Origin of the sequence: Terrisporobacter glycolicus ATCC 14880 = DSM 1288, from assembly GCF_036812735.1 — a bacterium.
In the GTDB taxonomy this organism is placed as follows: domain Bacteria; phylum Bacillota; class Clostridia; order Peptostreptococcales; family Peptostreptococcaceae; genus Terrisporobacter; species Terrisporobacter glycolicus.
Genome location: NZ_CP117523.1, coordinates 2,402,742 through 2,415,800 on the forward strand (window position 1 = coordinate 2,402,742; position 13,059 = coordinate 2,415,800).

Below are 13,059 nucleotides of genomic sequence, written 5' to 3' on the forward strand. Positions count from 1 at the left end.
GTCTATCCTCCAATTTGATTCATATATTTATTTTCTTTGTTGTCACAGATTTCCAGGAAAAGATGCTTTTCTGGCTTATCATAAATATTTTCATAAATTAATGCATTTAATTCTTCGTTGCAAATTTTATTATCAAGATGTCTTTTTAAGTCTACTCCATAGTTATAATGCAGGCATTTTTTTAAAAATCCACTTGAAGTTAATCTAATTCTGTTGCAGTCTTCACAAAAACAACTACTAATAGGACTTATAAATCCTACCTTCCCTTTATAGCCTTCTATTTTTATATAGTTTGCTGGTCCGCTTCTCTCAATCTTATTTTCTTTTTTTACATTTTTAAAGTTTGATTTTATTATATTTAGTATTTCTTTATTATTTGTTCTCTTATGTTTTTTGGCTGCTCCTATGGGCATAAGTTCAATAAATCTTAGAGCTAAATTTTTATTTTTAGTTAAATTTATAAAATCTATTATTTCATCTTTATTTATATCATCTACTATAACCGTATTTATTTTAACTTTAAGTCCCAGTTTTAATGCTTTATCTATTGCACTTAGAACTTGACTTAATTTATCAAATTTAGTAAGCTCTTTAAATCTATTTTTCCTTAAAGAATCTAAACTTATGTTTACTCCACTAAGTCCATTTCTCTCAAGTATTTCTAGTTTATCGTGTAACAATACACCATTTGTTGTTATATAGATTTCTTCTATTCCCTCTATATTGCTTAATCTGTAAATTAAATTTTCAATATTTTTTCTTACAAGAGGTTCGCCACCCGTAATACGAATTTTTTTAATCCCTAATATGGCACACTGTGTAACAATTTTTATTATTTCATCATCATTTAAAATATCTTTATTACACGTGTTTAATATGTTGTTGTCATCTATACAATAAATACATTTTAAATTGCAATTTTCTGTAACAGAAATCCTAAGGTAGTCTATTTCTCTTCCAAATTTGTCTATCATTTAATTTCTCCTATTTACCAAATGAACAATGAGGGAAAGTACAAACTCCACAATTCAAACACATTCCACCGTTTCCATAGGTTGCTATATCTTCAAAAGATAATCTTTCATCTGCTAAAACTCTTGGTAATACTAAATCAAATATAGTTCTTTTTGAATACATGGCACAGCTTGGAACTCCAAGAATAGGTGTATCTTTATAGTATGCTAATAAAAACATAGCTCCTGGAAGTACTGGCGCACCATAAGTTACTATTTCACCATTACAATCTTTTATAGCTGAAGGTGTAACGTCATCAGGATCAACTGACATTCCGCCAGTACAAATTATCATGTCGGCTTTTTCTTCATCTATTGATTTCAAAATATTTGTTCTTATCATATCTTTATCATCAGGTAAAATAACTTGTTTTACAATCTCTCCACCATAATATTCTAGCTTTTCTTTCATTACAGGTAAAAAAGCATCTTTTATTCTGCCTTTATAAATCTCATTTCCTGTAGTTATAAGAACTGCTTTCTTAGGCTTTATTTCTTTTACACTTATTATTTTTTCTTTTATTAATTTTTCAGCTTCTATTATTTTTTCTTCATTTATTACCAAGGGAATAACTCTAGTTGCTCCTATTTTTTCACCAACTTTAACCGGAGTATTGTTGTGCATTGTAGATACTATTATTTCACCTAACATATTTAACTTTAAAAGTGAGTTCTTGTTTATCTTTAATACCCCTTGTTTCGCAGAAAAGAAATCTATTTTACCTTCTTTTATTTCTTCTGATATACAGCATCCTTCACCCAAAACTAAATCTTTTATTCTTGTTGCTGCATCATTTTCATGAAGCTCGTCTTCTTTTGGTTCCCAAACATATATATGTTCTTTTCCTATATCTAAAAGCTTAGGTATGTCTTCCTTTTTAATTACATGGCCTTTTTTAAATAATCTTCCTTTAAATTCTCCAGGTACTATTTTTGTAACATCATGAGATAAAATACAACCTATGGCATCTTCTATTTTTATTTGTTTCATGCTCTGATCTCCTAAATTATGTCTATTTTTCGTATATTTAATTAGATTTCACTAATATTTTTTAATATTTTTATACATTTATCATTATAACACATATATTAAGTTCAAATAAACATTTATTGTACGTATTTTGTAACAAATATATTTTAATAAAATATATTAATTTAAAAACAAATTTAACTTTAAATGAAAAAAGATATATTGTAAACAATATACCTTTTTGATAACTTATTCATTTCACACCGCTTCACTATATTCATATTCTAAACTTTCTTTACTCTTTTTAAGTACATTTTTAGAAATCGCAAGTACAATAAGCTCAGATACAAGAGTTGCGATCCATATACCAAATCCACCAAATATAAGAATCATTACTATTAAAGTGATTGTTATTACAACAACTCCCCTACCTAAAGATACTATTCCTGCTTGAACTGGCATATCTACAGCAACACAGAATCCTGAAGTTATTACATTATATCCCATTATTAAAAATGCTGGAGAAAATAATCTTAAAACATTTACTGTATAATTAAATAGTCCTTCATCCACATTATTAAGGAATAATGATACTAATTGATTTGCAAATACAAATACTATTAAAAATGATACTGCTGATGAAATCTTTATTGTTTTTAATCCCATTTTTAATATTGAAAGTACAGAGTCTTTATCTTTTTTTCCATAATAGTAACTACAAATAGGTTGTATTCCTTGTGCTATTCCCATCATAGTTGTTAGTACCAATGTGTTTATATAACAAACTACACTATAACTTACTAATGCATTTTCACCAATTACTCTTAATATACTTTGATTAAAAATTAAAATTACAACTGCCACACTTAATTCTGTTGTAGAATCTGGAATCCCTATAAACAGTACTTTTTTAACAACAGTAAAATCAAAATGGAATTTTGTAAATTTAAGCTTACCTCTTTTTCTTAAAAAATGTATAAAGAAAAATGAGAATGAAAATACTCTTGCTATTCCCGTTGCATATGCAGCTCCTTTAACTCCATAACCTAGTTTTATTACAAATATATAATCAAGTACTATATTAGTTATTGCAGATATTATTACACCTATTGTTGCAAGGTGAGGATAACCATCACTTTTTATTAGTACTTCTAAGTAGTAGGAAGCTAAATAGAATAAAACAAATAGCATTATAGTTCCCACGTATTCTTTAACATAAACCATTGTTGAGTTAGTTGCTCCTAAAAATATTGCTATTTTATCTAAATTTAATAAACTGACTAACATTATAATTGCTGCTAAAATTGCCATTACAACTAAATTCAACGTAAAATACTCATTTGCTTTTTTATTTTCTGAACTTCCCAATTTAATAGCAACCACAGTACTTGCCCCTGTTGCGAATAAAATAGATATTGCAAATAACATATTAATGTATGGTGTAGATATATTTACTGCTGCCAGAGCATCACTACCTACTCCTTTACTTACAAATATCCCGTCTACCATTGAATATAATGAAAATACCCACATTGCTGCTACTGAAGGTATTACATACTTTTTAAATTGTGACTTTAAACTTATTGAACTTTCCATATTATTCATCTCCTTCCACTATAAAACTATAAACTGTGGTATAATACACATGTCAATAAATATTTTTTAATTTTTTTGAGGTGATTTTTTGAAAAGAAAATATTATAAAACTGGTGAACTTTCAAAGATATATAAATTAGGCAGAGATTCAATAAAATACTACGAAAAATTAGGTCTTTTGAATCCTACTAGAGATACCAATTCCTATAGAATGTACACAATTAAAGATATATGCAATTTAAATCTTATTCGTGAGCTTAGAACTCTAGATTTTTCTATGCAAAGAATCAAAGAATATATTGAAAATAGAAATATTGAAACTACTAGAAAAATGCTTTCTGAAGAAATTGAATTAATAGAAAAAAAGGTCGAAGTTTTAAATTCTCACAAAGACTCTTTAAGCAAAAGATTGTCATCTATAGATAAATGTATTGAACATACTACTTTTAATAGAATAGAACTTTTATACATGACTAAAAGAAAAGCACTTACAGTGGATTCCAACGAATCTTTTGCAGAAAATAATGATTATTTAATTCAAAAATTAAGTGATAAATTTGAAGATAAGTTTTATGTATTAGGAAATAGCAACTTTGGAGCTGTTTTTGATTCTAAAAGTATTTCCAGCGGAATTTATAATTATTACAAGCATACATTTTGTTTATTAGACGATGATTCTTCTGATTATAACTTTGTTTTAGATGAAGGATACTATGTTACATATACTTACAAAGGTGACTATAATCAGTATGAACAAGTTTTTGAAATGCTTTACAAATTTATCGAGATCAACAAATATACTATTTTAGGTGACCCTATAGAGATTTACAAAATAGATGTTTACGAGACTTCTCTAGAAGATGAGTACGTTACACAAGTTCAGATTCCAGTTAAACTTTTAAGCGACCTTTCTTTATAATAAAAAAAGATTTCTTGGCATGCCAAGAAATCTTTTTTATAATTCTATTATTAAGCTTTCACAATTTTACCATCTTTAATTACTAATGACACATTATCCAAATCATCTATTAATTCATCTGGCTTGCCATCAAATACAACTAAATCGGCCTTTTTGCCCACTTGAACTGTACCTACTAAGTCATCTATTAATAATATTTCTGCATTATTTTTAGTTGCTTGAATTAAACAATCTAATGGTTTAATTCCAATATATTTAAATCTAGCTTTAAACTCATATAACCCATCGCCATGTCCTCCTGCATATACACCTGCATCAGTTCCAAATCCCATCTTTATACCTGCTTTATATGATTTTTTATATCCTTCACACATTACATCATGTAATTTTTTACTTTTCTCAACATAATGCTTTGGATGTTGGTCCGCATGCTCAAGGAAATGAGTTAATGGAGCCATTGTTGGAATCATAAATGTTTTATCACTATTTTTATACATTTCTATACATTCGTCATCCATTATACTTGAATGTTCTACAGTTCTTACACCAAGTTTAATAGCAGACTTTATTCCTTCTGCTCCGTGTGCATGACCTGCTACTGGTAAATTAACTCTATCTGCTGTTTCAACAATTGCCTGAAGTTCTTCATCAGTAATAATTGATGCACCCGGCTCTCCCCCAGGATTCATTATAGCTCCGGTTCCCATATACTTAATAAAATCTGCACCATTTTGCCAATGTTGCCTCACTGCTTTCACACATTCTGCTGGGCTATCACATTCATGATACATATCTCCAAAGAAGTTATTTCCAGCTTCTGTTGGTGATACAATTTTTCCACTAGCTAATATATCTGGCCCCACACAGTATCCCTCTTTTATTGCTTTAGCTAATGATATGACTATATTGTTACGATCTCCCACATCTCTTAATGTAGTGTAACCCTTATGTAAATTATCTTGAGCTAGTTTTAATGCTCTAATAACACGAAAAGTATCTGGCTGAACGTTTTCCTCAAAAGTATTCATTCCACATAAATCTACATGAACATGGGCATCTATAAGACCTGGTGTAATTGTTTTTCCTTCAATATCAATTACATGTGCTTGAGAATAATTTGCTGAATTAGCTAGTAATATTTCAGCTATTTTTTCTTCTTCAATAATTATATCTGCATATTGTCCTTCAAACCCTGGTGTTAACTCTGGTATAATACGTGCATTTTTTAATACTATCATGTTATTTCCCCCTATTATTACTTTTTTCTTCAATTATATCTATAATTTCACCTTTTGTAAACACGTTTATTTTTTAATCTTATTTATATTTAATTTATTGTTTATTTTGTCATTTCGTTTATTTTATAGATACTTATATTTTTTTATGATATTATAAAGTTAAGAAGTTTTTGGGAGGAAGTTTAATGTCAAATAACAATAAAACTATTCAAAAAAATAGGATGATGACTTATTTTATAAACGCTGCAGATGAAATATTATCATCTGATAAAAATGAACCTTTAACTGCAAGGAAGGTAGCTGATAGTGCAGGTTATAACGTTGCTACCCTTTACAATTATTTTAATAACCTTAATCACCTTATTCTTTATACATCTGTAAAATATCTACATGCATATGCTAATGATTTATCTTTATTACATAAACACAACCTTAGTCCAGTAGATTTCTATTTAAAGTCTTGGGAGTTGTTTTGTAAACATTCTTTTAAATATCCTGATAAATTCCACTCCATTTTTTTTGGTGAGTTTAATCATGAAATAGTAGAAGAGACAATAAAAACTTGCTCAGAGATTTTTTCTAACTCAGATAATAATACAGTTAAACTTATGCCTTTATTAAAATTAAGTAACATATATGAAAGAGATAATTTAATTTTAAGTAATATAGTTAGTAAAAATCCTAATTTAGACAATAATGATATTGCTAATATAAGTGAAATGATAATATTAATATATCAAAGCATGCTTTACAACTTTATGGTTAAAAGATCAAATGACTCTTTCGAAGAAGGAATCCATAAAATGATGTGCTATATTAGACAAGTTTTACATTCTTATGAATTAATATAAACGCTTTAAAAAGGAGCACAGTACAATAATTATTTATTATACTGTGCTCCTTCTTACATAATGTAGTATGAACATCAATTAAATGTTTTTTTATAATAATCATTTTTTCTCCTCTATTCCTCCAACTCTAACCATTACATATATGGCTGGTATAAATAAAACAGATATAATTGATAAAACAATTTTTACACTTATTAAGTTAGCAAACAACATAAAAACCAAAGCAACAATTAGCAAAACAACTAAAATTGTATATGCTTCTACTACTATATTTATAAATGTTGAGATATTTTCTTTGTCAGATTCTATTCTAAAAGATGGACTTTTTTCTGGTGCTATTTTTGAAATTTTTAATATTGGTAAAATTACAAATATAATTATTAACATTGTAATTAATAAGGAAACTATAATAGTATTTTTTTTAAGTGAGTTTGAATCATTAAAAATTGATATAAAATTCAAAAATATACTTATAATTAATATACTCATATTTATATATACAAATGATGAAATTCTATTAATTTTTTTCATACAATACCTACCTTTATATTATTTCAATAAAATTTTTCTATATTTACATTATATATAAATGTTTTACCTAATTCATTACAAATAAAATATCTAGTTTAAAAAGGGCATATCACTGCTTGACATACCCTTATCATTTAGCTATTTATCTCTCCTGTGAGTTAGGCTTCCTCTATTCTTAACAAAAAGTATTTCAGCCATTATTCCAAAAGCTATCTCTTCCACATCATTGGATGAAATATTTATACCAACAGGAGCATAAACATTATCTAGTTTTTCTTCATTTACATTTTCTTCAATTAAAGTCTCTTTAACCTTAATCCATTTTTTTCTACTACCTATCATACCTATATAGTTGGCATTTCTATTTATTACACTTCTTAAACTTATAAGATCACCTTCATAGCCTCTGGTAGCTATAATAACATAAGTATTATCGTTAATTTCCATATCTCCAACTATTTTAGCTATATCTCCAGCATAAACCTCATCTGCATTTTCAAATCTATCATTATTTGCAAACTCTTCTCTATCATCTACTACAACAGTGTAAAAGTCTAAATTTTTAGCTATTTTAAATAGTGCCAAACCTATATGTCCACCGCCTATTATTAAAAGTTTAGGCTTTGGTTTAAATACTTTTATATATCCATAAGCAGTTCCACCACATTGCATACCTAAATTTCCAGAATTATTTAAAGTATATTCAAAGTTACAATCTCCCTCGGTTTTCAAACATTCCATACATTTATTTATAACTTTATGCTCTATCATTCCACCACCAACAGTGCCCATAACATTACCACCTTCAAATACTGCTATGGTTGCTCCCATTTTACCAGGAGTAGATCCTATTGTTTTTGTTATTGTGGCAAAAGCCACTTTGTATCCTTTTTTCACTTCATTGTATATTTGTTTTAATAAAATTTCGTCCATTTATCTACCCTCATGTCTTTGTTTCATATATAATATAGCTTCTAACACTCCACCAGCTATTGTTCTAGCTTTATCAGAAATGGTATAAGAATTTTTGACTTCTTCTATACGTGGATCAATATCAGCTATTTTTAATCTTTCTTTTATCTTACTTTTGTCTCTAATTATTCCTCTCAAAACTCCATCTATTGTAGCTTTTACTTCAGTTATAGTTTCGTTTTCAGCATTAATTATTTTAGCTATAACTTCTCCTTTTTTTACTATAGCACCAATTTCTTTAATATTTGATATTATCCCTGATGATGGTGAATATATTACTCTATCTTTGCTTACTCCTTTTACATACCCAGGTATACCTGTGTTGGCAATGGCATATCCTTTTTCTATTATTCTTCCTAAGTCATGACCTCTCAGAGTTTCTATTACTATGTCCACATCTTCTCCTGCACAAAACCCCGGTCCTAATGCTATGGTTATTGGCGCCATATCCTTTTTTGTCCCTAAATTTTTTTTTGCTAATATGGCATCTACTAATACCAATGGTCTCAATTTTTCAATATATTCACCAGATGGATCTATAATCACAGGAATGTTATTTCTATCTAAGATATTATATACTTCCTCTAAATTATTTGCTTTTTCACATATAACATTTTCCACAACAATTTTATTTTCGTATACGGCTTCACTAAAACAAACTGACCGTCTTATGGCAGATGGGTTTTCTATTTCTAGAATTACTATTTTAAATCCACATCTATGAAGCTTGTGTATTGTTCCCGTGGCTATGTCTCCACCACCCCTAATTACTATTAAGTCCTTTTTCATTTTCTGACCTTCTTCTTAAAAGATTATTAAAATCATCTATATTATCTATATCAAATAGAGTATTTTCACTAACATTAACATATTTTATTTTGTGTGAAGATTTTATGATACTTTTACCACCTTTATCTCCTTTTAAATTTAACAACTGTTCTTTATATGCACTTGGATATATGACTGGGTTTCCGCTACTATCTTTATACGTTGGTATAACAATGTAATCTGTATCTTCTTTGAAAACTTTTATTAGCTTTTCCGTATCCTGTTTATTTATAAGAGGCTGATCTCCAACAAAAAACATATATCCTTCACAATAATCACAGTTTTTCACTCCTAATTTTATAGATTCACTTTGACCTTTATTGGGAAACATATTACTTACTATTTTATAATTTAATTTTTCTCCAAACTCTTTTATTTCTTCATATTGAGTAACTAATATTTTCTGCTTAAAATCACATTCTGATATTATATTTAAAGTATACTCAATTAAAAACTTATTATTGTACTTCATAAGAAGTTTGTTTTGACCCATACGTCTTGAAAATCCTGAGGCCATAATTATTGCTGAAATCAAGCTTATCATCCTTTTTGTTAATTCATTAAAAATGTTTTAATAGTCTTCATTTGTGTAAGTATCAGTATGAGGATTTTCGTCTTCATTTATATACTCATTATTTTCATTACTATTATCTAAATCTTCATTATTGTCCATGTCTTCATTATCATCTGTGTCTTGATTATCGTGTATATCTTCGTAATTATTCATGTACTCTTCTAATACATAATATTTTTCATAATACTCATCTGTACTATCAATTTTTACAGCTAAATTTAAAAATACTGCCAATATTATTAACCCTGCTATATAATATGCAAAATACACATTCTTATCTTTGTTATAGTTTTGTGAACTGTTCAAATTTTTAGTAGCTATATTATTATTTACCTTATTATTCATTTCATAATTCTCCTAAAATCATTATTTTTCCAAAAAGCTATTCTTCTTCTAATAAGAATACAGATACTAGTTTATAAGCTTCTAATTTTATACTACTACACATTTGAATATATTTTCTATATTTATACAATATTTCATAATTTTCTAAGTTCTTTATAACAGTATACTTCTATATTGGGTAGTATGTTTACTCTTAACCTAAAAATTCATTTTGTAGTATGCTTCCATATACAAATTTATTAATATAGGATGAATTTTCATCTTTTATTTTATTTGTAAGCAAAACAGAATTTCTTTTATCTCTTATGCCTTCTACTTTATTAATTAATAAAATTTTTTCTCCTTCAGAGAATTTAAATAATCCACTTTTATTTAAGATAAGATTTTTTAAATGTTTTATTTTTACTTTTTGCGATTCTTCATCATTTATAATCTCCAAAAATTCATCTAGTCTATGAATATTGTCTTCATTAATATTTAATCCTATAGTTTTAATATCTACTACTCCTACAGTTTTTGTAGTTTTATCATAAACAACAGGCTCCGAATCTTTCCATCCTTTTAGTGGCTTTTCCTTTGAACCATCACTTTCTATTATTACTATATCAAAGTAAGGTATTATTTTATCTAATACTCCAAAGCTTAAACCTTTTATCTTAAGCTTATTTGCCACTGTGTTATTTGCTATTTTGTTTCCTATCACATAAACTCCATTGTTACTTTTTTCTATTAGTTTTTTATAATTCTCATCTTTTATTTCACTTAGCATAATCATCTTGTCATAAAACTTTCCACTTGGAACGTATATATTTGTCGTTGTTGTAACTAACACCTTATAATTTTTTCTAAGTAAAGAGGAAGCAGAGAACATCAAAGATGTTTTTCCCCCTGCTCCCACAATAGTTATTATGTCTTTATTTTTTATATCAAAAGCGTCAATTAAGTTCATTACTTTTCCATCATGGCCATAAATACTTTTTCTGGTGTCATAGGTAAAGTATTTAGATTTATGCCTATACCATTATAAATTGCATTTTCTATTGCTGGACATGGTGTATTTACAACAACTTCACCTACAGATTTTGCACCAAATGGCCCCGTTGGCTCATAGCTTTCTTCAAAATCTACTACTATATTGCCCACATCTTTTCTAGTTGGTATTTTATATTGCATAAATGTATTAGATGCTAATTCACCTTTACTTGTATAAACAACTTCTTCATATAATGCCATACCTATACCTTGAGCTATTCCACCTTCTACTTGTATTTTTGCTAAGTTTTTGTTTATTACTGTTCCACAGTCAACTACTGCCACATAGTCTATTATATCAACTTTTCCAGTTTCTTTATCTATTTCTGTTTCCACAAATCCTGCTATAAATGGTGGTGGCGAAACTGGACTTCCATGAGTAGCATATCCTATTAGTTGGTTTTTATTAGGTCCAACAGTCACGTCTACTGCTAATTCAAATACTGATATGGATTTATCTCCATCCAGTGACTTTACAAAATTTCCGTCAAACTCCACATCTTCTTTATTAAGTCCTAATCTTTCTGAACCAAGATTTACTATCTTATTTTTTAGTTCTGTTGCAGCTTTTACTACAGCCATACCTGTAACATAAGTAGTACTTGATGCATAAGAACCTGGATCATATGGTGAAGAATCTGTATCTGCCGAGTTTACTACTATTTTGTCCATTGTAGTTTCTAAAATTTCCGCACACATTTGAGCAAGGATAGTATCACTCCCTGTTCCCATATCTGTAGAACCAGTAAGTAATGTGTAGTTCCCATCATCATTTAATTTTATTTCTATGGATGCTGTGTCTATTCCTGCTATTCCAGAGCCCTGCATAGTAAGTGCCATTCCAACACTTCTTACTTTTGTAGGAGATATTTCTCTAGATGGATATTTTTCATCCCATTTTATAAGTTCTTTACCTTTTTTAATACATCTATCTAATGCAACACTATTTAAGTGCTTATCATAAGCTGGAGATATCTCTCCTTCTTTTATTATGTTTTTAAGCCTAACATCTACTGGATCCATATTTAATTTAGTTGCTAACTTATTTATAGTTGCTTCAACTGCAAAACATCCTTGAGTAGCTCCATATCCTCTAAATGCTCCTGATGGCGTTTTATTAGTATATACTACATTTCCTTTAAATCTAGCAGCTTTTAACTTTCCATACATAGGCATAGTTTTTTCTCCAACTAGTCCAAATGTAGTAGAAGCATGTTCTCCATATGCTCCTGTATCTGATAGAGCATCTATATCTATAACTTTTATTGTTCCATCTTTATCTGCCCCAACTTTTACATTTAGTTTCATTGCATGTCTAGATGTTGTACATGTAAAAGTTTCTTTTCTATCATATATTATTTTGGCTGGTTTTCCTGTTTTTAAAGTAACTAATGCAGAAAATATTTCCACACATGCCGTTTGTTTACCACCAAAACCTCCACCTATTCTTGGCTTAATAACTCTCACTTTGCTTGATGGTATATCTAAAGCCCTTGCTACATGTCTTCTTACATGAAAAGGTATTTGTGTAGAACTTACTACAACCAATCTTCCCATATGATCTAAGTAGTTGTAAGCTCTATAAGTTTCCATCATCCCATGAGATTGTGCTTGAGTATAATATGTGTCTTCTACAACTATATCACATTTTGATAATTCTTCTTCTATATTGCCTTTTTCATATAAATGTTTAGATACTATATTTCTCTCTCTTTCCATTCCTATATCAAAGTTACAATGTAAATCATCTGTATGTACTATACTTTCATTGTCTATAGCTTTTTCCATGTCCATTACTGGAGTTAATACATTGTACTTAACTTTTATCATCCTCATAGCTTTTATTGCAGTTTTTTCGTCTTTTGCTGCTATTATAGCTACTTCATCTCCCACATATCTTACTGTTTTATCTAATATTAATCTGTCGTAAGGAGATGGTTCTGGAAATGATTGCCCTGCTAAAGTAAATTTATTTTGTGGAACATCTTTGTATGTTAAAACACATTCAACTCCGGGTACCATCATGGCTCTTTTTATATCTATTTCTTCTATAACTGCATAAGGATGTGGACTTCTAAGTATTTTAACTACTAAGGCTTCCTTAGCTGCTAAATCATCTGTGTATACTGGTTTACCAGTAGCTATTGACATTCCATCTATTTTTTCTATGCCTTTACCTACTATTTTCAT

13 protein-coding genes are annotated in these 13,059 nt (G+C 28.5%); 2 read left to right on the forward strand and 11 right to left on the reverse strand.

The genetic code is table 11. From position 1 onward, the window contains the following. Positions 1 to 2: 2 nt before the first annotated feature. The 3 genes from moaA to TEGL_RS11870 all read right to left on the reverse strand — a co-directional run bounded on the left by moaA (position 3) and on the right by TEGL_RS11870 (position 3,579). Positions 3 to 974 carry a GTP 3',8-cyclase MoaA gene (gene moaA, locus TEGL_RS11860; RefSeq protein ID WP_018590523.1) on the reverse strand — a complete coding sequence of 324 codons (972 nt, stop codon included), beginning with the start codon at positions 972 to 974 and terminating at the stop codon, positions 3 to 5. Between the two features lie 10 nt (positions 975 to 984). Continuing rightward, on the reverse strand, positions 985 to 2,004 hold the full coding sequence (locus TEGL_RS11865; protein WP_018590522.1) for a molybdopterin-binding protein: 1,020 nt from the start codon (positions 2,002 to 2,004) through the stop codon (positions 985 to 987). Positions 2,005 to 2,241: 237 nt separating this feature from the next. After that, positions 2,242 to 3,579 carry an MATE family efflux transporter gene (locus TEGL_RS11870; protein ID WP_018590521.1) on the reverse strand — a complete coding sequence of 446 codons (1,338 nt, stop codon included), beginning with the start codon at positions 3,577 to 3,579 and terminating at the stop codon, positions 2,242 to 2,244. Between the two features lie 88 nt (positions 3,580 to 3,667). Here TEGL_RS11870 and TEGL_RS11875 point away from each other — a divergent pair, with 88 nt between their 5' ends. Next, positions 3,668 to 4,498, forward strand: a complete 831-nt coding sequence (locus TEGL_RS11875) for a MerR family transcriptional regulator (protein WP_018590520.1) — start codon at positions 3,668 to 3,670, stop codon at positions 4,496 to 4,498. A gap of 50 nt (positions 4,499 to 4,548) precedes the next feature. Here TEGL_RS11875 and TEGL_RS11880 read toward each other — a convergent pair whose 3' ends face one another. Beyond that, positions 4,549 to 5,736 carry a metal-dependent hydrolase family protein gene (locus tag TEGL_RS11880; protein WP_018590519.1) on the reverse strand — a complete coding sequence of 396 codons (1,188 nt, stop codon included), beginning with the start codon at positions 5,734 to 5,736 and terminating at the stop codon, positions 4,549 to 4,551. 185 nt (positions 5,737 to 5,921) lie between these two features. Here TEGL_RS11880 and TEGL_RS11885 point away from each other — a divergent pair, with 185 nt between their 5' ends. Continuing rightward, complete coding sequence (locus TEGL_RS11885) at positions 5,922 to 6,587, forward strand: TetR/AcrR family transcriptional regulator (RefSeq protein ID WP_018590518.1); 666 nt, start codon at positions 5,922 to 5,924, stop codon at positions 6,585 to 6,587. Positions 6,588 to 6,686: 99 nt separating this feature from the next. Here TEGL_RS11885 and TEGL_RS11890 read toward each other — a convergent pair whose 3' ends face one another. The 7 genes from TEGL_RS11890 to TEGL_RS11920 all read right to left on the reverse strand — a co-directional run bounded on the left by TEGL_RS11890 (position 6,687) and on the right by TEGL_RS11920 (position 13,059). Further along, positions 6,687 to 7,118: a hypothetical protein gene (locus tag TEGL_RS11890; RefSeq protein WP_018590517.1), complete on the reverse strand. Its 432-nt coding sequence runs from the start codon at positions 7,116 to 7,118 to the stop codon at positions 6,687 to 6,689. A 138-nt stretch (positions 7,119 to 7,256) separates the two neighbouring features. Continuing rightward, on the reverse strand, positions 7,257 to 8,051 hold the full coding sequence (locus tag TEGL_RS11895; RefSeq protein ID WP_018590516.1) for an XdhC family protein: 795 nt from the start codon (positions 8,049 to 8,051) through the stop codon (positions 7,257 to 7,259). After that, on the reverse strand, positions 8,052 to 8,879 hold the full coding sequence (yqeB, locus tag TEGL_RS11900) for a selenium-dependent molybdenum cofactor biosynthesis protein YqeB (protein ID WP_018590515.1): 828 nt from the start codon (positions 8,877 to 8,879) through the stop codon (positions 8,052 to 8,054). Next, positions 8,854 to 9,462 carry a molybdenum cofactor cytidylyltransferase gene (gene mocA / locus TEGL_RS11905; RefSeq protein ID WP_051082133.1) on the reverse strand — a complete coding sequence of 203 codons (609 nt, stop codon included), beginning with the start codon at positions 9,460 to 9,462 and terminating at the stop codon, positions 8,854 to 8,856. Before mocA ends, yqeB begins: the two co-directional genes overlap by 26 nt. A gap of 27 nt (positions 9,463 to 9,489) precedes the next feature. Then, a complete protein-coding gene (locus TEGL_RS11910; RefSeq protein ID WP_018590513.1) occupies positions 9,490 to 9,837 on the reverse strand; it encodes a hypothetical protein in 348 nt (115 codons plus the stop codon). A 193-nt stretch (positions 9,838 to 10,030) separates the two neighbouring features. Continuing rightward, positions 10,031 to 10,786 carry a selenium cofactor biosynthesis protein YqeC gene (gene yqeC / locus TEGL_RS11915; RefSeq protein WP_018590512.1) on the reverse strand — a complete coding sequence of 252 codons (756 nt, stop codon included), beginning with the start codon at positions 10,784 to 10,786 and terminating at the stop codon, positions 10,031 to 10,033. Further along, a complete protein-coding gene (locus TEGL_RS11920; RefSeq protein ID WP_018590511.1) occupies positions 10,786 to 13,059 on the reverse strand; it encodes a xanthine dehydrogenase family protein molybdopterin-binding subunit in 2,274 nt (757 codons plus the stop codon). The genes yqeC and TEGL_RS11920 overlap by 1 nt, the downstream gene beginning before the upstream one ends.